The organism is Corynebacterium sp. HMSC073H12, assembly GCF_001837775.1.
In the GTDB taxonomy this organism is placed as follows: domain Bacteria; phylum Actinomycetota; class Actinomycetes; order Mycobacteriales; family Mycobacteriaceae; genus Corynebacterium; species Corynebacterium amycolatum.
Window position 1 is genome coordinate 51758 of record NZ_KV834033.1, and the last position, 21833, is coordinate 73590.

Sequence of the window (21833 nt, forward strand, 5' to 3'; positions counted from 1 at the left end):
TTGACATAAACGCAGTCAGTAACTCGGATCAACCCAACGTCGCCAGCTATAAACACAAAAAGCGCCTCCCCACTCCACAAGGAGTGAGAAGGCGCTCGTGCGCTGTTACGGATCAATAGCCGCGAGAGCTAATAGCTACGCAGTGTAGTTGTAGTGCAGTGCCTACATCGACTTAGGCGGCCTTAGATAGCCTTTGCACCGGTGAGGTCCAGGTCAACTGGCAGGTTGTCACCAGCACCGTCCTCGGCCAGCAGACCACCCTGGTTGTTGCCGCCGGTCTGGGCACCCTGCTCCTGGCCGCCAGTCTGAAGACCACCCTGGTTCTTACCACCGGTCTGGAGCCCCTGCTCCTGACCACCAGTCTGAAGGCCGTTCTGGTTCTTACCGCCAGTCTGGAGACCCTGCTCCTGGCCGCCGTTCTGCAGACCCTGGTCGCCACCGACGTTCTGCAGGCTCTGATCCTGGCCACCGGTCTGGAAACCGGACTGACGCTCACCAATCTGGCCCTTGTCGTTAACCTGGTCGCCGCCGATCTTGTCACCCTTATCCAGCTTGTCGCCGCCAACCTGGTCGCCACCGTTCAGCTGGTCGCCGCCAGCGTTCTGGAGACCCTGGTCGCCGCCGACGTTCTGCAGAGCGTTGTCCTGATCGCCGCCGACATTCTGCAGACCCAGGTTGCCTCCCTCAGTCAGAGAGTGGAAATTCGGGAACAGGGAGTCGACCTGAACCAGCGGGCCCTCCGGGAAGTTCACGTTGAACTCCGGTACCGGCAGCGGAGCCGGTGCTGGCAAGCAGGAAATCAGTTCGCAGATATTGCACAGGTTATCCATGATGATCCTTTAGAAAAATGAAGTGTAGATAGATGGTGTGGCGCGATGCCCAGAGCTGAAGGTAAAGGGCTTCTCGCCTTCTCCTTTGCGGCCACTGCCGTGCTCACACGAAAACCGTACCGGTGATGAAAAACGGTCACAATATAGAAATTCGACGCACTTCAGCCAGGAAATTGGAAACAGAATAACGGCAAATTTTAACCTGCGCTTATGCCCAAACGTCGCGTGTTACACATCACATTGTTAGCCGTTTGGACACCCCAAACCAGGCTCGCCTTTTCCAGCAGAAAAGCCTCGGCACCTAATGAACTGCTCCCCATTAGTTGGACTGAGAAATCAGTTACCGACTAGTGGAGAGTAGTTTTCATTGAGAGCACGAAGTTCGCTAAGTGAATATCAGCGCGAGCAGTTGGTTGAACTATTTGAGCAAGGCATGGGTTATACAGCCGCTGCCAATGCCCTTGGTGTCTCCAAGTATGCCGCCCGTATGCTCTGTCGTCGGTTTAAGCTGCATGGCAGGCTATGTCTTGTGGAGAAACCGACTAAGCAGCAGTACTCGTTCGAGATCAAGAAGGAAGTTGTCCAACGCCACCTTGCTGGCGAGACAGCGATGGATCTTGCGCGTGAATTTGGCCTGTCATCACAGCAGCTGGTCCGCGGGTGGTCGTGGAAATGGCGCAAAGACGGCGATGACGCGTTGAAACCGAAGCCGAAGGGCAGGCCCAAAGGATCGGTCACGCCGAAGCCGCTGTCGGAGGAAGACAAGCTGCGTCGCGAAAACGAACGGTTGCGGGCCGAAAATGCCTATCTAAAAAAAATTGCGGGACTTGAGGAATCAGGGACGCGCCTGAAAGTCCAGGCGATTGTCATCCTCAAGTCGCACCACCGCTTGGAGTACCTCCTAGAGGCAGCAGGTATCCCACGGTCGACGTTCTTCTACCACCAGAAACGACTCAGTAAGCCAGATAAGCACGCCGAGCTCAAAGACGCGATCCGGGCAAGTTTTGAACGTAACAAGCATCGCTACGGCTACCGACGAGTGCTACTTGACCTGCGTAACCAGGGGTGGGTGGTCAACCACAAACTCGTCTACAAACTCATGTGCGAGATGGGGCTGCGAGCCAAGATCCGCCAACGTAGACCTTATGTTTCCTACACCGGGACGATCAGCCACATCGCTGACAATAAACTTGACCGCAAATTCACCCCAGATAAGCCAAATACCGTCTTTGTCAGCGACGTCACCGAGTTTAGAATCGCAGGCCGCAAGGTCTATCTGTCACCGGTGATGGATCTGTTCGACCGTTCAATCGTCGCTCACATTGTGGCTACATCGCCGTCGACAGCGTTTACCGCCGGTTCTTTGTCCAAGGCGATCGCGGCGTGTGCGCCTGAACCCGGGTGGATGATGCACACTGACCAAGGTTTCCAGTACCAGCATTCGTCCTGGCGCAACTTGATTGGCGACAACGGTGGTGTTCAGTCGATGTCGCGTAAAGCCAACTATTACGACAACGCGGTCATGGAGAACTTCTTCGGCCACGTGAAAACCGAGATGTACCAAGGAGAAGTCTTCGACACTGTCGCAGAGTTCAACCAGGCAATCGATGAGTACATCGGGTGGTACAACACCGAACGCATCCAACAACGACTCAAGGGCCTGACCCCGATGCAATATCGAAATCAGACCCTTGAAGCCCTAACCGCCTAGAGTTAAACCAGTCCAACTTTCGGGGACCAGTTCACCTCGGATCCCCGCGGGGCTTTTTCTGCCCCTCACCCTTTCACTTTTGCTTTAGGTAAGGGTAAGTTAACTCCCACTATGACCTCGAACCCAGTTACCCTGAACACTCCGACGAACACTTCCGCCTACCGCGCGACCTTTTCTGACCACCTACTCTTGGCCGCCCCTTCTGAACCGCACCATCGAATCATCCGCGCCACTGTTTATGACGTCAGCGCCCCGGCAGAAAACCTGCAGAGGATTGTCATCCGCTCCCCCGAGCTAGTCGGCTTTCAGCTTTCCGGCCCGGACGAATTCTTTGGCCTCTTTATGCCGGCTAAGCCCGGCGAGAATCTCCATTTACCACTCCACGGAGGTGGCGCCAATATCCGCGCAAGCGTTACAGCCATGCCGGAGACCCAACGCCCAAATCTACGTTGGTACACCGTACGCTCACTCGATCCCGAGTGCGGACAGATAACTTTCGACGTGGCGACACATGGCGTCAAAAATCCAAAGGATGAGCACGTCGGACCAGGGCTCGCCTGGGCTCTTGCAACTCGTGTTGGCGACCAGGTAGGCATCTGGACATGCCAGGGCCTCTGGCACCGCGCGCAAAGTTCACAAACACTTATCGCAGACCCATCTGCCGTACCTTCCGTTCGCGCCATTTTGGATTACGCGGATGCGTTTGCCCCGGAACAGTTGCGCGACATACACCTCGTAGTGGTCGCCGAGAACCATGGTGACCTCGAGCCATCCCTCGTCGCCGACTGGGAGAGCAAGCTGGGCAGCCTAGAAGTGCTGTTTAGCGCTACAACGGACTTCAGCACGGCAGTGATGTCCCACCTACAGCAACTGGACCGTGCCGAACACCCCGCAACACAGTCGAAGTACGTCTGGGTCGCGGGTGAAGGACAGCTCTGCAAGGAAGTACGGCGCCACGCAATTCACACCTGGGGCCTCAATAGCGAATCCGTGCAGTGGTGCCCCTATTGGTTCCTAGGCAGGGCACGGCCTTAATTGGCCACAATCCCTCGCGGCACAATAATCGGAGCCATACCGCGGGGATCTTCCCACACCTCGGCATTCAGGCCATATGCCTCGCGCAACACATCCACCGTCAGAGCCTCCTTTGGAGAACCCTCGGCGATCTTTTCCCCTTCCTTCATGACGATCATCTCGTCGCTAAAAGCTCCCGCCAGGCCAAGATCATGAAGTACGGTAATCACCGTCTTGCCCTCTTGAGCGAGCTCCCGCACGATACTTAGAATCTCTATCGCATGTGCCGGATCTAGGTAGGTAGTCGGTTCGTCCAACAGCACAATTGGCGTATCCTGCGCCAACACCATCGCCATCCAGACCCGCTGCCGCTGGCCGCCAGAAAGCTCCGCCACGTCGCGGGCAACAAGATGGTCAACCTTCGTCTTCTTCAGCGCCTCGCGCACTTTTTCTTTATCTTCTGACGCCGTCGCTCCCCCACCCCAGAGCGATCGACGATAAGGGTGCCGTCCGCGCTCCACAAGTTCTCCAACGGTCAATCCCGCCGGACACAGCGGGTGTTGTGGCAAAAGCGCAATTAGTTGGGCGGCTTCGCGCGACCGCAAACTATGCACGTCCTTTTTCTCTACAAGAACCCGTCCTTCGGCGGGAGCAAGCAGCCGAGAAAGCGTCTTGAGCAACGTCGACTTGCCACAACCATTGGGGCCTAAGAGCGTGGTGACCTTCCCGGGCTCTGCAGTGAAAGACACGTCCTTAACAATGCTTGGGCCGTCGTTGTAGCCCACGGTGACGTGATCAACTTGAACGTTCATTGAACCATTCCTTTCAGAGTTCCGCGACGGGCCGCCAACCACACAAGCAACACCAACGCGGGGCCACCGATGATGGCGGTAACCAAACCCACAGGGGATGTAAATGGCAGTGCGCCCGCCACGACGGCGCACGCAGCTAATAGAGCAGCGCCTGCAAAAGTAGAGCACAACGGATGGGGCGTGGGCGTTCCGGCCACCAGCTTGGCCAGCTGAGGAGCCAATAGTGCCACGAATCCAATTGGGCCGACAAAGGAAACCACCACCGCGACAATGCCCGTTGCGGCAATGAGCAAAATAGCGCGCACCCTCGTGACATTTACCCCAAGTGTGGACGCGGTGGCGTCATCATGAGAAAGAAGAGGGACATCGCGCGTAACACAGAGGCCTAAAACTACGAAGGGCAACAGGCCCAACACCATAGGCAACAAAGCTTCCATACGCACAAAGCCGGTAGACCCAGCGAGCCAAGTTTGGGCATCCGTGGCACGAGTTAAGTCAGCCCGGAGCAGGAGATACTGCACTAAAGACTGCGTGAGGAAAGACAGTGCCAGGCCGATGACCACTACGCGCTGCGACGTCCCGAAGCCACCGAGTAGAACGAGCAAACCAACGATCACTAGTGCGCCAAGCAAAGCGAGTGCAGCACGCCACCAGAACGTCGGCACCCCCTCACTCCATGCAGGGCGGGTAACTACGGTGCCCGCCACAACCAAAACCGCCGCGCCGCCGGATACACCGAGAATGTCCGGACTGGCCAGCGGATTGCGGGCCATGGTCTGAGTCCACGCACCTGCCAGCCCTAGAGCCGCGCCGACCAGAACGGTAGCGATTGCTACAGGCAGGCGGAGATCCCACACCACGTTGATTGCTTGCTGTGTGCCCCCACCGGTGAGAACCTCGATGACTTCCATCGGGCTGAGCTTCACCGCTCCTTGCCCCAGGATTAAGCAGTAACAAAGAGCCGCTATGAGGGCGAACCCTGCCGAAGCCGCCAGGACGCGTCTGCTTCGTGAACGCTTAATACTACGGATAGACGTCATATCGCTCATATCGTCAGCTCCGAGTCATTCGAGGTCGGTGAACTCTTCTTACGTCGCACCGCCAGAATCATCACTGGGGCACCGACAATAGCTAAGACAATGGACATTTCCAGCTCGTTAGGCTGCAGGACGAAGCGGCCCACAATATCGGCTAGCAACACAGCCGCGCCACCAACAATGCCGGTCGGCAGCAAGAGGCGAGTCAGGGACGGGCCGGTAAACGGGCGTAGTAGGTGTGGCACGGCGAAGCCCACGAATGTCACAAGCCCCACAGTGGCTGTCGCCGAGCCGGCGAGGATGATCACCGCTGCGGCAGCCAACAAGCGGGTTCTCGTGGGCGAGCTGCCAAGGGAACGGGCGGAGTCCTCTCCCATCGCAAGTAGATCCAGCGGGCGTGCTGCAAGCGCACCACATAGAGCACCTAGTGCTAGACCTAAAGCAGCTAAGGCCACGTCTTCCATACCCCGCCCAGCCGTAGAGCCAACGGTCCAGCGGCGGAGCCCTTCCAGGGTGTCGGAAGAATAGAGGCTCAGCATATTCGTGGCCGCTTGCAGGGCGAAGGTAACTCCCACGCCCACGAGTACCAGAGTTAGCGGGTTACGCGATACGCGGGAAATCAACAGCACGATTAAGGCAGCGACGGCCGCCCCGACGAGCCCTACAAGTGTCCGCTCCCCGACCGTCGTTGCCCAGCCCAAGGTCAGTGCCGCAGCGACTGCGAAACTTGCTCCAGCGTTCACGCCGATAATGCCGGGATCTGCCAGGGGGTTGCGGGTCCAGCTCTGAGCAATGGCACCCGCCATAGCCAGGGCTGCGCCTGTGATCACAGCCAAGAGGGTGCGCGGAACGCGCAAGTCCCAAATGATGCCGGATTGCGTAGATGGGTGCGGACCATGCATGAGGATGCTGGTCACTTCGCCAATGGAAAGATCTTTGGAACCCAAGTACAGGGAGGCAAGCAGCAGCAAAGCCAAGCCAACGAGTGCGGCCGAAGTAAGCAAACGCCGGGAAAACACCAAAGAATGTCGAGTTCTTGAAACGGACACTTTCAATTAAATTGCGTCAGAGAACTTGTCGACTGCCCAGGGGATGGTCAATGGGTTCGGCATACTCATTGCATTGCCCACGTTTTCGTCCATCCAGCGGACCTTGCCTTCGCGAACAACGTCCAGCTTGCTGAATGTTGGATCCTTCTTCAAGGTATCGGCGGCACCCTGGTAATCAAGGATGAAGAGGTAATCGACGTTGTTGAGGTCGCTGTAGTTCTCAGGTGCGATGTCGCGGTAGAACTCGCCCCCGTTACCTTCGAGCTCCTTCGGGATCTCGAAGCCCAGACTCTTGATAAACTGCCCGCGACCGTCACCGGAGGTGTACAGGCCGATCTTTCCCTGATAAGGCATGACGATAGCCGCACGCTTGCCTTTGAGCTCAGGGTGCTGCTGTTGGAAATCATCGAAGGCCTTCTGCGTTTCTTCGACGAGTTTGTCGCCTTCTTCTTGCTTGTCTACAGCGCCGGCGATCTGGTTGACCTGATCCCGCCAGGGGATCTGCCAGTCCGTGGCACCGTCTGGCTTAACGGTGGTTGGGGCGATGTCATTAAGCGCCTTCTTCGCCTGCGCGTCTACGGCAGAGTTCACCGCAATGATCTTGTCCGGATCAGCGGCGGAGATCTTCTCCAGGATTTCAGCAGTGAATCCGTTGGCAGTACCGTAAACCACTTCAGGCTTGTTGTCGCCGAGCTTTTCGGTAGCCCATGGGCCGACGCCAGATGCATCAACATCTCCCTCAGCACCCCAGGGCGCTACGAGGACTGGTTGGATGCCTAGAGCGAGCAAGGTATCGCTGTCTCCCAGGCCAACTGCGGCGATGCGCTCGTCCCCGGTGCCCTCATTTTTTGACGCCGCCGCGTCGTCGCCTCGGGAGCAACCAGACAGAACAAGAGTGGATGCTGCCAAGACAGCGGCGGTCTTCAGCGCCGCTCGACGGGTCAGCGAATTGTTTCGAAACATGTGAAAGCCTAACGCGTAAGGAACTCTTTGAAACGCTGTAAAGTACCCGTAGCCCCAAGAGACTGATGGCCTCTTTCGGCTACGGCCAACACAGCAATCGGGCCTATATTACACAGGTAAGGCTAACCACACAACAGGCTACCCTAAGTTAGTCCGCTTCCTGCTCGGCCGCTACCGACTCCATCGCCGCCCTGGCCACCGTCGCCACGCTGGCCACCCGACGCCACTCTGGCCACCCTAGCCCCCTGGCCACTGTCACCGCCCTGGCCACCCTAGCCACCCTGGCTCTCAGTGCCGAGATGCTCGCGCTATTGCAACTCGTGGCACCAACTGTCGGAAAAGTTGCACTTCGAAGGTCGAAATGTCGCTAGAACGGGAATCTTTCAGCACAGGCGCGCCTCCGAATTTTGCGACAATTCCCTGACCTGCAGTTTTGCGGAGCTGCAAATCAGTGTCTTTAACGCATTCCCGTTCTAGCGACATTCACCCCTGCTAGCGCCCCAAATACGGCGCCGTCGGCCACGCATTCCCGGTCTAGCGACATCTGCACATCCTCACGCCGCCAAATAGGGCGCCGGCGCCTCCCGTGACGCAATCCCCCCAGCACTGCGCTCGCACAATCTCACATTCCGCTGGCGCTGCAGCCAAGCGGAAAGCGTGGGCGTCAATAAGAAAAAATAGGCCCCCTACCGCAACAAATGTGAACTGCTCCCCATTAGTTGGACTGAGAAATCAGTTACCGACTAGTGGAGAGTAGTTGTCATTGAGAGCACGAAGTTCACTAAGTGCCAAGGCTTAACTTTTTGCGCTCTCAAGTACTGCGATTAACTACTGGCCAGCGACCAACAACTCCGCAATCTGGATGGTATTCAGAGCAGCGCCCTTACGCAGATTGTCGCCAGAGACAACCAGCACCAGGCCACGCCCCTCCGGCACGGACTGATCGACGCGGATACGACCCACCAGAGACTCATCCACACCAGCTGCCGCAAGCGGAGTCGGGACATCTACGACCTTGACGCCCGGCGCATCCTTCAGAAGCTCAGTGGCGCGCTCAACGGACAGGGCCGAATCAAACTCAGCGTGAATCACCAGGGTGTGGCCAGTGAACACCGGAACACGCACACAGGTACCGGCAACGGCCAGCTCTGGGATCGACAGGATCTTGCGGGACTCATTGCGAAGCTTCTGCTCCTCGTCGGTCTCCAAAGTGCCGTCATCAACCATGTTGCCGGCCATCGGCAGCGCGTTGAAAGCAATCGGAGCAACGTATGGGCCGAAGTCCTCCGCAGCCAGTGCCGAACCATTGGTGGTCAGCTGCTCCAGGATGTCGACATTGTCGCACACCTGGCCAGCCAGCGCCTTCACGCCTGCAAGGCCAGAGCCCGAAACGGCCTGGTAGGACGCAACACGCAGGCGCTGCAACCCGGCTTCGTCGTGAAGCGGCTTGAGCACAGGCATTGCCGCCATGGTCGTGCAGTTCGGGTTGGCGACGATGCCCTTCGGAATCTCGTCCAGCGCGTCCGGATTGACCTCGGAGACCACCAGCGGGACCTCCGGATCCTTACGCCACGCCGAAGAGTTATCCACGACAATCGCGCCAGCCGCCGCAAAGCGCGGAGCCTGCTCCTTCGACAGCGTGCCGCCAGCGGAGAACACCGCGACATCAATGCCCTTCAGATCCTCATCCGAAGTGGCAGCGACATCCTCGACAACAACTTTCTCGCCGCGGAACTCCAGCTCCTTGCCCGCACTGCGAGCAGAAGCGAAGAAACGAACCTTGTCCGCCGGGAAGTTACGCTCCGCCAGCAGCGTGCGCATCACACGGCCAACTTGGCCAGTGGCACCAACAACAGCAATCGTGGTCATGAGAACTCCTTAGCGACCCGTACCAGCGTAAACAACAGCCTCGGTGTCGCCACCGAGATTGAAAGCGTCGTGCAGCGCCTTGACCGACTTATCAACATCCTGGTCATTGACCAGCACCGAGATGCGGATCTCAGAGGTGGAAATCAGGTCGATGTTGACGTCGATGTCAGCCAGTGCCTCACAGAAGGTTGCCGTGACACCTGGGTGCGACTTCATGCCAGCACCGACCAAGGAGACCTTGCCCACGTGATCGTCGTAAAGCACGTCCTTCCAGTCATTGTCAGCCTGCAGCTTCTTCAGCAGCGCCATGGCCTTCGGAGCGTCCTCGCGCGGGCAAGTGAAAGTAATATCAGTGCGGTTGTCCGCGATGGTCGAGACGTTCTGCAGCACCATATCGATGTTGATCTCCGCGTCCGCCACCGCGCGGAACATCTTCGCCGCCTGGCCCGGATCATCCGGAATGCCCAGCACGGTCACCTTCGCCTCGGAGCGGTCATGCGCCACACCGGTCAACACTGCTTCTTCCACAGGAATATCCTCCATCGATCCATCAACAAGGGTGCCAAGTTCATTGCTATACGACGAACGCACACGCAACGGAACATTAAACGCGCGGGCGTATTCGACACTTCGCAGCTGCAAAATCTTCGCGCCAACCGCGGCCATCTCCAGCATCTCCTCGAAGGAAATGTTGTCCAAACGCTGTGCGTCCGGCACAATGCGCGGGTCTGCGGTGTACACGCCATCCACGTCGGAGTAAATCTCGCAGACATCTGCCTCCAGAGCTGCCGCGAGCGCGACCGCAGTGGTATCCGAGCCGCCACGGCCAAGCGTAGTGACGTCCTTGGTCTCGCGGTTCACACCCTGGAAACCCGCGACCAGGCAAATATGGCCCTCATCGAGAGCCTCCCGAACGCGGCCCGGGGTGACCTCAATAATGCGGGCGTTACCGTGACGCTCCGTAGTGATCACGCCGGCCTGCGAACCGGTGAAAGACCGAGCTGAAGCACCGAAGCTTGCAATCGCCATAGCGACCAGCGCATTGGAAATACGCTCACCGGCGGTCAGGAGCATATCCATCTCGCGTCCCGGCGGGACCGGGTTGACCTGCTCAGCGAGGTCCAGAAGCTCATCGGTGGTGTCGCCCATTGCCGAGCAGACAACTACGACGTCATTGCCCTGCTTTTTGGTTTCCACAATTCGTTCTGCAACACGACGAATGCGTTCGGCGCTCTCCAGGGATGAACCACCGTACTTTTGCACAACCAGTGCCATGGTCGGCAACCTCCAAAAACTAGGCAACTATATGCACGTAACTATTATTGACTCAATTTACTTGAGTTGCATTCGCAATTACATAGCGGGTTACCAAAACGTATCTCGCAGTGGCTACGTGGAGGGTTGTGGAGGGTTGCGTAAGGCTTTGTAGGGTGTTTGGGCGTGGGTTTGCGGTGTGTTTGGGCGTGGGGTGAGCGCGGCTGCGCGTTGAGAGTGTGTCGGCTGGGGCGTTTGGGGTGCTTGGGCTGTGGGTTGGGTGTGAATCGGGCGCAGCTGCGGGCTGCGGCGCACTCCCAGCGGGCTGCAAATGTGAAACTGATTGAGTTTATGACAAAAATATGCCCTGAAACTTGTCAAAACTGACATAAACTAGGTCAGTAACTCTCGGTACTGTGCCAGGAACTCCGGGCTCAGTCAGTTTCACTCCCGAACTCCGGGCTCAGTCAGCTTCTTTGCCGAGCCAACTAATCCGCCAGCTAATCCCCGAGGCGCTGCGGGCACCAAGCACTGCCCCGCTCAACCCCTGCGAAGTGGACATGACAAGTGTTGCATGCCTAGCATTCCCTATGTGAACAATGACCTTCTCGCTGCGATACTGGCACTGCTATCCGCACTCAGCATCGCGTGGGGAACCGTCATCCGCCACAACCTCTCCGGAACACTGGAAGATGGAACCAGCACACTTCGCGGAGTGGCGAAAACCCTGAAGCTACCGCGCTGGTGGCTGGGCTCGGGCCTGGCGATCGCCGGGTATGTATTCCAAGTCGCGGCGTTGGCATTTGGCACGTTGCTCCTGGTGCAACCGTTGCTGGTCATGAAGCTGATGCTCACGCTCCCACTGGCGGCGAAGGTCAATGGTCGGCGGATTTCGCGGTCAGAGATGATCTGGTCCGTGGCGCTTACTTTTGCGGTGGCGACGCTGGTGTTGCTCGGCAAGCCGACTGCCGGCTCTACCGATATCCCCACCTACCTGTGGGGATGGGCTCTCGCCGTCGGTGGCGTGGTCACCTGCGGACTGTACGCCGCTGCAGTTCAGTGGCCCAATACCGGCACAGGTAGCGGCTCAGACACCGGCACAGGTAGCGGCTCCAACACGAGTGACAGCTCAGCCATCGCAGACCGCTCCAGCACCGACAACAGCACGGGTAGCGCCTCAGACACGAAACAGCGCGGAGTGCTACGCCAGAACCCGAAGGCCCTGCTGCTCGGCACGGCAACCGGCTGGCTGTACGGCTTCGTCGCGCTGCTATCTAAGTCGGTGGTCGATACCTATGTCAACGACGGACTCGTCCAACTCCTACTGGCCTGGGAACTCTGGCTGCTGGTGGCACTGGCGGTTATTGGCGTCGGCCTACAGCAGGCGGCTTTTAACGCGGGACCGTTGCAGGCTTCGCTGCCAGCTATGACCGTCGTGGAGCCGATTGTTGCCTTCAGCTTGGGATACATCGTTCTTGGTGAACGCTTCCAGGCAGTTGGTGTGCAGTGGGTGGCGTTGTTTATCGCACTGGCGACCATGATTTCTGCCACTATTGCCCTGGCGGCTCGGCCGGCAGAAGCCACCGCCACAGCCTCCACAAGCGCCCGAAGCTCCGCAAAAGCCGATGCAAACACCGACACCACAAGCACCGCAAACACCACCACAGATTCCACCGATGCCGCAGCGCGGTGAGTAGAGTTCAACTCTCCCGGGCCGCATCACCTACATTGGTATTTGCACTTATTAAGTCGTTAGCGATTTGTCGGCCTGGCTATCCCTGACCGGGAACTGTCCCTGGTGAGAAAGACCCCGTGGCCGCTATGCACAATGTCACCAAAGGTAGGATTCGATGGGGCGTCATTCCCATTCCAAGCGGGCATCTAAACCGACATCTAAGCGGAAGTCCGAACGCGCAAACGATACCAACGCCAGCGCCGCAACCAACACCAAAGCAAAGCCCCAAAAGGGCAAGAAGCTCAACTCGAACACCATCATCGCGCTGCTGTTGATCATTGGTGGTTTGGGAGTGCTGCTGTACCCGGTTATCGCAACGCAGTGGAACAATTTCCTGCAAGCCCGCGCCGCAGATGAGTACTCCAAGCTGGAGAAATCCGCTCCTCCTGAGGTCTTGGACACCGCCTGGAACGAGGCCCACGAGTACAACGCCAGTCTCGGCGAGGTCAATCCGGGCGATGCCTGGACCACCTCCGATGACGAGTCTTCCCCGGAGTACCAGCGCTACCGCCACTACCTCGACGTGCTTGCCGAGACCGACGCGCTCGGCCGCATCGTCATCCCGTCCATCAACTCTGACCTGCCCATTTTCCACGGCACGTCGGAAAAATCGCTTTCGCGCGGGGTCGGTCACCTCTACGGCACCGACTTCCCGGTCGGCGGCGTGGGCGAGGGTGAAGGTCGTCACGCGTCGCTGTCGGCGCATACGGGTCTGCAGAATGCGACGCTGTGGGACAACCTCGACAAGGTCAAGAAGGGCGACGCGTTCTACATCGCAGTCGCGGGTCACAAGTTGAAGTATGAGGTCCACGACGTAGCCGTCGTAAAGCCGGATGAAACCGATGCTTTACGACGCGTCCCCGGAGAAGACCTAATCACCCTGATTACGTGCACGCCTTACGGCATTAACACGCACCGCCTGCTGGTGACGGGGCACCAGGTGCCGATGGATCCTGATGAGGAATCCGTGTTCGACGGCAGCGGTTCGCAGTGGCAGTGGTGGATGTGGGCCATCCTGGCGGCAGCGGCGATGATTATTGCGCTGCTGATCTGGTGGCTGCGGAGGCTCTCGCGCGACGGCAAGAGCGAACCGGAGGCCGAGCGCGAGAGCGACGAAGCGGAGGAAGACGAGGCAGAGGATTAGGCCTCCTTACGAGGTGGCCATCACCTTCGTCTCCCCGATTGCGTTCTTGATGTCGTTGATTCCCTTTTCAAAGATGCGCTGGAGGCCCAGTGCCAGGATCAGCGACGGGATGATGAACAGCGCCAACATGAACATTAGCTTCCAGTAGTCAGCCTCGTAGATACCGGCGATGGAGCTGCGGAAGATATCAACCGCGTAGGTGCCCGGCAACCAAGGACTGATGTTCTGAACCCACTGTGGCACCAGTGGCAGCGGATACGCGCCACCTGCAGCCGAGACCTGCATCACCAGCAACAGTACGCAGATGGCCTTGCCGGCGTTGTCGAAGGTGAAGACGAACGAGAAGACGATCATCATGAACACCAGCGAGATCATCCAGCCGGCCAGCAGCATCAGGAATCGGTGTGCGGGATCGATGCCCACGTACACCTGGAGTCCCAGCACCATCAGCGTGGCCTGAACCAGGCCTACGGTGGCGAAGGTGGCGAACCGGCCGAAGTACTTCTCGGCGCGGGTGTAGTCATCGGTCTGGGCAGCGGTGATTTGCTCGTCGCTGGTCTCGTCGGCCTCGGCGTCAGCATCATCGCCGACCTCAGCGGCTGCATCGCTCTGCGCATCATCGAGCGTCTCATCGCTCTGCGCCTCATCGACCGCAGCCTCGACCTCATCTGCACCGACCTCATCGCCGACCTTCTGAGCGCCGCGGCTACGCACCGTGGTGCGAATCAGCACTGACGACAGCAGCGCACCAATCCACAGTGCGAGCGTCGCATAGAACGGCGCCATGCCCGCACCGAAGCTCTGGACTGGGAAGACGGGGTCTTCCTCGACCTGCACCGGCGCGGCCAACTGCGCTGCCAGGGCACTTGGATCATCACCGATGGCGTCAGCAATCCGAGAGAGGTCACCGGTGTCCTTCGCCTCTTCCAGCGCGTTGTGGATCTCGTCGAAGCGAGCGGCCAGATCATCAAAGCGGTTGCTCAAGCCCATCGTGGCAGCGCTGGTCTTACGCAGCGTATCCACCGGCGAACCAGAAAGCGTACCGCGGATGCCACGAATGTCCTCGCCAATGACCTCGATGTCATTGCTCAGTCGCGACACCGGCTCCGACAGCGCGTCGATCTGTGGGCGCAGGTTCTGCTCGTAGGAGTTCTTGGCATTTTCCACAGCGGCAATCGCAGCCGTGAAAGCGTCCTTCGCCTGGCTTATCGACGATCCCGTATCCCGGCCACCACGCAAATCCGCCGCCACGGCGGAGAAACTCTCCTGCAGGCCGCGGGTGCGAGCAATCGAGGTGTTCAAGTCGGAGATTGCGCGGTCATATCCCGGCTTCGCGATACCCGGAACCACGGCCCCCACGGTGTCTTCCAGGCGGTCGCGCATCGCAGTCAGGCCGTCGGCCTGCTGGCCGAACTTGGCTGCCATCGCATCAAAGGTATCCGCGGTGGCGCCACTGGTGGCCTGGGTGCCGTCGACAAGCTCGTTGACCCGGTCGCGCACGCCTTCGTAGCTCGCCTGCGTTGCGTCGAGCGCCGTACTGACAGAGTCTCGGACATTGCCGACCGCGGCCTCCAGATCACCGGCGACGTTGCCGTCACCGGAACCGTTGCGCAGAATGTCCATTCGCGCACCTGCGTTTTCCAAGATGGAATCCGCGGTCTCCACCAGCGGCACGGTGGTCTCCACCAGCGTGGACAGCGAACGAGCAGTCTGCGCCCCGGTGCGCAGTCGCGCGGCGGTGTCATCAACGCGGTTTTGCACGCGCGTCAGTGCCTGCTTGGAGTCGGAGGTGTCCAGGTACTCATCCAGCGAGGTGATTGCGCCCAAACCAACGCTGGCGACGACCTGCGTAAAGTTCTTATCGATTTCCTGAATAACGCCACTCGCGCCCTTGCCCGTAATGATCGACGACAGCGCGTTCTTCTTCTCATTCGTATAGAGCGTCAGCTTCGGCGCCTTGGTACCGCGGACGTAGAAGGTCATCAGTTCGGTACTGAAGTTCTCCGGAAGCACGATTGCCGCGTAGTAGTCACCGGACTTGGTGCCATCGATGGCGTCATCGGAATCCGTAATCCGCCAGTCAATGTCGTGATTACGGCTCAGCTTCGACAGCACCTCATTGCCCAAGTTGAGGTCAATCGCACCGATATCCGTGCGATGGCCACGGTCATTACTGGCGACCGCAATCTTCAGCTTCTCGGTGTTCTCAAACGGCTCCCAGCTGGCCAGCACATTAAAGCAGGTGAACAGCAGCGGAATCAGCACCAGACCGAAAACCATGATGCCGGTCATCGTGTTCTGGCGGATTACCCGAAAGTCATTCCGCACAATTTCAAGAACGTTTCTCATTAGGCTTCACCTTCTGGGGAAGTCTTCACGCTTGCCGACGACACCTTCGTCTGTGGCTCAAACGTATCGCCAGCATTTTCCAACGAGTACGCATGCGGATGGGAAGTCTGGTGCTCCATGTAGGCGCGCAGCTCTTCCTCCGACAGCTCGCTGAGCTCCTGGGCGTGAATCACAGACTGCTTGACGTACTCACGAACAGCGACATAGCCGACACAGAGCAGTACAAACAGGCAGGCTAGACCGAAGAACAGGGCCTTCTGATCCGGGTAGTTGCGGGCTAGAATACCCAGTACCACCAGGGCAACCACTGCGACACCAATGGCAATGCGCATGAACAGCGTGTAGCTGCCACGGAGGTTCTCCATCCGCTCATCGACTCGCGTCTGGTACTCCTCGCGGTTACGCAGCGCAAAGACAAGGTCACTGAGCTTGTATCCGCTACCGACCAGGTGGACCTCTTCGTTGTTGACCAGACCGCCCTCTTCAAGCTGGTGATTAACCAAGACGTTGACCGAGGACAAGCTGCGGCGCAGCCAGTAGCCAACCACGTAGGCGACCACTGCCATGACCATCAAGGTGAGCATGTTCTTCAGGTAATAATTGGAGTAAAAACCACCAATTGTCTCGCGGAGAGCATCAATACCGTAGGTCAACGGCAAGAACGGATTCAGGGCCTGGAAGAAGTCCGGAGTCATCTCAATTGGATAGAGACCGGCGGCACCAGGGATTTGAATAAACGCGAGCACCACGGCGATACCGCGTCCCACGTGGCCAAATGCCGCCACCAAACTGTAAATAATGGCGAGATAACACAACTCCACCACGACACAGGTGAGGACGAACGCAACCGCACTGACATTCTGCACACCAATGACAATGTCACCAATGGAGACAATCAGCGCCTGGAAAATAGCGATGATGCCCAGTAGCAAGGTGCGGCCCATGTACGCCTGGCCGACCGTGATTTCCTTGAAACCTTCCGCATCAACTTCCACGCGGAAAATCACGATCAGGATGAACGCACCAATCCACAACGACAGGTTAGTAAACAGCGCCGCCATACCCGAGCCGTAGTGATCCACCGGGAACACGGCCTCAGTCTGGATTTCGGCCGGATCGCTCAGGAACTGCGAAATTCCCTCGGGGTCGAGGTCATTGACCATGTTCATGGCTTCGCGCTCTTCGGTAGTACCCAGGGTAAGAACATCGAGACGCGCGGTTTCCAGGCCATCGCGTACGCCATCAAGGTCAGCCTTGAAGCTCTCGAGGACCTGATCCGCAGCGGAAAGCTGCCCACTCGTAGCGTCGAGAAGCGCGGACGTTTCCTGGACGGTGTCCTTTTGCGCGCCAAGCGCCGCCGCGTACGAACCCACGCGCGCGTTGAGCTGATTAAGCGCCCTGCTCAACTGCGGGAGCGCGTCCTGGGACGCCTCGCGGATCTGATCCGAGGCGGCCTTGCCGTCCTGAGTGGCCTGCGCCAATGCCTCGCTGGTGGCGTTGAGGGAGTCGAGAGTTCCCTGCGCCGAGCCGGAGACATTCTTCAGGCCCTCCACCAGCTCTTTATTGGTCGCGTTGCTCTCGTCGAGCGCATCGATGGTGCGCTGGATTGCCTGCTTATCCGGGCCGTTGAGCGGGTTGGCCTCCAACAGCGAGTTCAGCCCACCAATGACCTGATCCGCCTGGTTGACGATATCCTCCGCCGCAGCCGTCGCGGAATCCGAACGGGAAATTGCGCCCTGCAGATTGCCAGTCATCGCGCCGATCGCGGCATTGGCATTGCCGGTGCCCTCTACCAGGGCGGTGCTGCCCTGCAGGTAGGCGTCGTTGAGATCCGCGGAGAAATTCAGGACCTCGTTGTTGAGCTCGCCAGTAATCGCCTGCACCTGCGTCAACGCATCTTGGGCATCATCGAGGGCCGTGTCCACACTGCCGAGAGTCTGCTTAATCTGCGCAATCGTCGGCTGCAGATCGCCAATCTGCTCCTGGATAGCGCCGACTTCATCGCGGCTATTGGCAACCGCATCAGCAACATCCTGGAAAGCATCAGCGGAATTGAGACGGGCCGCATCGAACCGACCCTGCAGCAGGCCGCCAGCTTCCTTGACCTGCTCGGTGACCGCCTTCGCAATCTCCTTATTAAAGGAAGCGGAGATCTGGCCATCCATACCGGATGCGCCCTGCGCCGTGATGTGCGGCGAGATTGCGTTGATCTTCTGGTTAGCGCGGTATTTCAGCTTTGCTGGATGCCCCTGCCCCTGAATCAGATCAACCATTTCCTGCGAGAAATTCGGCGGAATGGTGATTTCGGCGTAGACCTTGCCGCGCTTTAGATCTCGGTCTGCCTTCTCGGCATCGGGGAACTGCCAGCCCAGTTCATGATTTTCTTTTAGTTGTTTGACTACCTGGTTACCGATATTGAGGCTTCCGGTAACCGAGGAACTCGCGCCCTTGTCCTCATTCACAATTGCCACGCCGATGTTCTCGGTGTGCTCGTACGGATCCCAGAAGCCCGGGATGTTGAACCAGGAATACAAGGCAGGGGTGATCATCACGCCGATGATGATCACCCACACTCTTGGGCTATTGCGGAGACGGCGCAAGTCTCGCTTCAGAATAGACCAGCTAGTTTGCACCTTAAGGACGCTATCATCTTTAACCCGCTAAATACATTGGTACTAGTTTTAGAACTATCGATGGGCGGGGCCGTCGGCAACGCCTTTCACTGCACGGAGCCCCACGGCGCAGAACCCTTACGACACAGAAACCCGAGGACATTTCCCCCACTAAAACCCCCGAATGATGAAAATCATATAAACAAAGGGGTAAGGTACATCACATGCAACGCGGACTACTACTTCTATGCCGCGGCGGGGCTTGGATTTAAGGCCGGCTCCCCGTCGCGGGGTTAGTTGTGCCGGCCTACAAGAAAAGTCCGAATTAGAAAGGCCCTCAACATGACCCCCTCCGACGCTTTTATTTCCGCCCCTTCTGTAATCTCCACTCCTGCTGGCGAGATTCCGGAAGGCCAGCCTGCTTGGAATAAGCAGCGCAACTCCCAGATGGCAACCAACCGCTACCTGCCTTACGACCAGGAAGTTCAGGACTTCCAGCTGAAGGACCGCACCTGGCCGGACAAGCGCATTACTAAGGCACCGGTTTGGTGTGCCGTCGACCTGCGCGATGGCAACCAGGCGCTGATTGATCCGATGAGCCCGGAGCGCAAGCGCCGGATGTTCGAGCTGCTGGTTCAGATGGGATACAAGGAAATTGAGGTCGGATTCCCGTCCGCTTCCCAGACCGATTGCAACTTCGTGCGCGAGATCATTGAGAAGAACATGATCCCGGACGACGTCACCATCCAGGTTCTGGTTCAGGCTCGCGAGCACCTGATCCGCCGCACCTTCGAGGCGTGCGCCGGCGCTAAGAACGTCATCGTTCACTTCTACAACTCCACCTCGATCCTGCAGCGCGATGTTGTGTTCCGTAAGGACAAGGACGCAATCAAGAAGATTGCCACCGACGCCGCGGAGCTGATTAAGACCATCGCGAAGGACTACCCGGACACCAACTGGCGTTGGGAGTACTCGCCGGAGTCCTACACCGGCACCGAGGTTGAGTACGCCAAGGAAGTTGTCGACGCCGTGGTGGATGTCATCGACCCGACTCCGGAGAACCCGATCATCATCAACCTGCCGTCGACCGTGGAGATGATTACTCCGAACGTCTACGCAGACTCCATCGAGTGGATGCACCGCAACCTCAACCGCCGCGACTCCATCATTCTGTCGCTGCACCCGCACAACGACCGCGGTACCGGCATCGCCACCGCCGAGCTGGGCTACATGGCCGGCGCCGACCGCATCGAGGGCTGCCTCTTCGGCAACGGCGAGCGCACCGGTAACGTCTGCCTGGTCACCCTGGGTCTGAACATGCTGACCCAGGGTGTCGACCCGCAGATTGATTTCTCCGACATCGACCTGATCCGCCGCACCGTCGAGTACTGCAACCAGCTGCGCGTTCCGGAGCGCCACCCGTACGGCGGCGACCTGGTCTTCACCGCTTTCTCCGGCTCGCACCAGGACGCAGTGAACAAGGGCCTCGACGCAATGGCAGACAAGGTCCGCCCGGGCGCTGCCGTCAAGGAGCTTTCCGACGAGGACCTGCGCGCGGTGACCTGGGAGGTTCCTTACCTGCCCATCGACCCGAAGGACGTTGGTCGTTCTTACGAGGCCGTTATTCGCGTGAACTCCCAGTCCGGCAAGGGCGGCGTGGCCTACATCATGAAGACGGACCACGGTATGAACCTGCCACGCTCCATGCAGGTTGAGTTCTCCTCCGTCGTGCAGGCAGTCACCGACGCCGAGGGCGGCGAGGTCAACTCCAAGGCGATTTGGGACATCTTCGCAGGTGAGTACCTGGACCGCGAGGCTCCGCTGGAGCAGATCGCCCTGACTGTCGATGCCCCTCAGAACGAGTCGGATGCCACCAAGATCAAGGCTCACATCGTCTACGAGGGCAAGGAGCAGACCGTCGAGGGTGTCGGCAACGGCCCGCTGGCCGCTTACGCCAACGCTCTGGAGAAGCTCGGCATCAACGTCGAGGTTCAGGAGTACGTCCAGCACGCTCGCACCGCAGGTGACGACGCCGAGGCCGCGGCCTACGTCCTCGCAGATGTCAACGGCACCAAGGTCTGGGGCTCCGGCATCGCTGGTTCCATCACCTACGCATCGCTGAAGGCAGTCACCAGCGCTGTCAACCGCGCACTGGCTTAAGGCCTTAAGGCCTGTCGCGCTGGGGAGGGAGGGCTGGCAGTGGCGCTGTGAGACTGTGGCGCTGGCCCCTCCGCTCCACATAGTTACTGACTAGGTTTATGACACTTTCGTGGCAAAAATTTTGCTCAAAGTGTCATAAGCCTAGTCAGTTTCTTTTTGGGCTGGGTTTATTGGAGTTGGGCCCAAATGCCTAGGGCCCAACTACCCAATTACCCAATCAACGGGCCGGCATTGCGCACATCCGCGCGGAAAGTCACCCCACCTGCGGCTACGACGCGTTCGCGCTCGATGAGGATTGAACGGAGCGTCGATAAGCGAAGTGCGTGCAATTCCACCTCTTTCCACACCACCCGCGCGACATCCAGCCCCGTTGCGCGCAGTGAACGCTCGCGGTAGGTCTCCCGCGTGAGCAGCTCAGACTGAGCCGTGGGCGTCGGAGCAACCTCGCTCGCCGAATACTTGATGTGGCCGTCGAACTCCACGACAAGCAGCAGGTCGGGGATATAAAAATCCACGCGGGCGAGAAAATGCGGTGGCGCGTGGCTGGTGCCGCGGGTCCAGACTTCGGCTTGCTCGTGGAACTTCAGACCGAGCTCCAGAAGCGCGGCTTTAGTCATCGCCTCACCGGGCGTTTCGCAGCGACCATGACAGACTGCAAGCGCACGATGAAACAGCTCTTGGCCCCGCAATCTGGGATAATGCGCTGGAATCTCCTCAAGCTGATCGCGCGTGGTGCCATGCCGCAGCGCACCTTCGACAGCCAACACCGCCGCCCGCCACGACACGGACTCCGGCCCCTTCTGCCTGAACCGGACGCGGCACTCATCGAAGGCCGCACGCGCGAGCACCGCGACCCGCCGGTCCGCGAGCCCCTGCGTGTGGTCCAGATGGATCTCCGAGCGCAGGCGCATGCAGTAGTCGATGCCGTGGAACTGCTGGCTCCCGCCAACCACCACAATCTTCGCATCGCGCACCAGCACCCACGAACCGTGCAAGGCCAGCGCTGCAGCTCCCGAAATAACGCCTGACGACGTCTCGGAGACCACCGCCAAAGCAGTAATAGCCAGGCGTTTCTCGCAGTGGAGCTCTTCCCAAGTGTGCGCGGCTACATAGTGACCTCGGCAAAGCCGCTCCAGATAACCGGCCCGCGCTTGCTTTGCGACCTCGCGATATCCATTCCCCGGCTGGTCATCCGGCCTAATGATTCCAAACTGGTCCGCCACCAGTTGCTTGCGTTTCTTGTTGCTCACTTCTCCCCCGCCCCTATGGTTATTGCCCCGTGGTTGTTATTTCG

Annotated in this window: 15 protein-coding genes; 5 read left to right on the forward strand and 10 right to left on the reverse strand. The window is 58.8% G+C overall.

Annotated features, from left to right (window positions below; genetic code table 11):
• Positions 1-182: 182 nt before the first annotated feature.
• A complete protein-coding gene (locus HMPREF2708_RS03975; RefSeq protein ID WP_070832630.1) occupies positions 183-830 on the reverse strand; it encodes a hypothetical protein in 648 nt (215 codons plus the stop codon).
• A 367-nt stretch (positions 831-1197) separates the two neighbouring features.
• On the opposite strand from HMPREF2708_RS03975, the gene HMPREF2708_RS10860 reads away from it, so the two are divergent.
• Positions 1198-2541 (forward strand): IS3 family transposase, encoded by a 1344-nt coding sequence (locus HMPREF2708_RS10860; RefSeq protein ID WP_083321865.1) that lies wholly within the window; start codon positions 1198-1200, stop codon positions 2539-2541.
• Between the two features lie 111 nt (positions 2542-2652).
• The gene (locus tag HMPREF2708_RS03985; RefSeq protein WP_070643075.1) at positions 2653-3576 is read left to right on the forward strand and encodes a siderophore-interacting protein; all 924 of its coding nucleotides are present in this window, start codon (positions 2653-2655) and stop codon (positions 3574-3576) included.
• Here the strand turns inward: HMPREF2708_RS03985 and HMPREF2708_RS03990 are convergent.
• The 6 genes from HMPREF2708_RS03990 to HMPREF2708_RS04015 all read right to left on the reverse strand — a co-directional run bounded on the left by HMPREF2708_RS03990 (position 3573) and on the right by HMPREF2708_RS04015 (position 10560).
• Positions 3573-4367, reverse strand: a complete 795-nt coding sequence (locus tag HMPREF2708_RS03990; RefSeq protein WP_016421888.1) for an ABC transporter ATP-binding protein — start codon at positions 4365-4367, stop codon at positions 3573-3575. The two genes, HMPREF2708_RS03985 and HMPREF2708_RS03990, sit on opposite strands and share 4 nt — an antisense overlap.
• Positions 4364-5416 carry a FecCD family ABC transporter permease gene (locus HMPREF2708_RS03995; protein WP_370449822.1) on the reverse strand — a complete coding sequence of 351 codons (1053 nt, stop codon included), beginning with the start codon at positions 5414-5416 and terminating at the stop codon, positions 4364-4366. Before HMPREF2708_RS03995 ends, HMPREF2708_RS03990 begins: the two co-directional genes overlap by 4 nt.
• Positions 5413-6408, reverse strand: coding sequence for a FecCD family ABC transporter permease (locus tag HMPREF2708_RS04000; protein ID WP_222865141.1), 996 nt, complete (start codon positions 6406-6408; stop codon positions 5413-5415). Before HMPREF2708_RS04000 ends, HMPREF2708_RS03995 begins: the two co-directional genes overlap by 4 nt.
• Before the next feature lie 51 nt (positions 6409-6459).
• Positions 6460-7416 (reverse strand): iron-siderophore ABC transporter substrate-binding protein, encoded by a 957-nt coding sequence (locus HMPREF2708_RS04005; protein ID WP_016421885.1) that lies wholly within the window; start codon positions 7414-7416, stop codon positions 6460-6462.
• An 828-nt stretch (positions 7417-8244) separates the two neighbouring features.
• Entirely contained in the window at positions 8245-9285 is a 1041-nt protein-coding gene (locus tag HMPREF2708_RS04010; protein ID WP_070832633.1) for an aspartate-semialdehyde dehydrogenase, read from the reverse strand.
• Between the two features lie 9 nt (positions 9286-9294).
• Positions 9295-10560, reverse strand: coding sequence for an aspartate kinase (locus HMPREF2708_RS04015; RefSeq protein ID WP_070832636.1), 1266 nt, complete (start codon positions 10558-10560; stop codon positions 9295-9297).
• Between the two features lie 571 nt (positions 10561-11131).
• Between HMPREF2708_RS04015 and HMPREF2708_RS04020 the strand changes: the two genes are divergently transcribed.
• Both HMPREF2708_RS04020 and HMPREF2708_RS04025 read left to right on the forward strand, forming a co-directional pair.
• Positions 11132-12232: a DMT family transporter gene (locus tag HMPREF2708_RS04020; RefSeq protein ID WP_246840326.1), complete on the forward strand. Its 1101-nt coding sequence runs from the start codon at positions 11132-11134 to the stop codon at positions 12230-12232.
• Positions 12233-12389: 157 nt separating this feature from the next.
• Positions 12390-13418 carry a class C sortase gene (locus HMPREF2708_RS04025; protein WP_070832642.1) on the forward strand — a complete coding sequence of 343 codons (1029 nt, stop codon included), beginning with the start codon at positions 12390-12392 and terminating at the stop codon, positions 13416-13418.
• 6 nt (positions 13419-13424) lie between these two features.
• Here the strand turns inward: HMPREF2708_RS04025 and HMPREF2708_RS04030 are convergent, their stop codons facing one another.
• Together HMPREF2708_RS04030 and HMPREF2708_RS04035 are read right to left on the reverse strand one after the other, a co-directional pair.
• Positions 13425-15767 (reverse strand): YhgE/Pip family protein, encoded by a 2343-nt coding sequence (locus tag HMPREF2708_RS04030; RefSeq protein ID WP_070832645.1) that lies wholly within the window; start codon positions 15765-15767, stop codon positions 13425-13427.
• A complete protein-coding gene (locus HMPREF2708_RS04035; RefSeq protein WP_070832648.1) occupies positions 15767-18400 on the reverse strand; it encodes a YhgE/Pip domain-containing protein in 2634 nt (877 codons plus the stop codon). Before HMPREF2708_RS04035 ends, HMPREF2708_RS04030 begins: the two co-directional genes overlap by 1 nt.
• Positions 18401-18721: 321 nt before the next feature.
• On the opposite strand from HMPREF2708_RS04035, the gene leuA reads away from it, so the two are divergent.
• The gene (gene leuA / locus HMPREF2708_RS04040) at positions 18722-20539 is read left to right on the forward strand and encodes a 2-isopropylmalate synthase (protein WP_070832649.1); all 1818 of its coding nucleotides are present in this window, start codon (positions 18722-18724) and stop codon (positions 20537-20539) included.
• 209 nt (positions 20540-20748) lie between these two features.
• On the opposite strand, the gene HMPREF2708_RS04045 is transcribed toward leuA, so the two are convergent.
• Positions 20749-21789 carry a type IV toxin-antitoxin system AbiEi family antitoxin domain-containing protein gene (locus tag HMPREF2708_RS04045; RefSeq protein WP_070832650.1) on the reverse strand — a complete coding sequence of 347 codons (1041 nt, stop codon included), beginning with the start codon at positions 21787-21789 and terminating at the stop codon, positions 20749-20751.
• Positions 21790-21833: the final 44 nt, after the last annotated feature.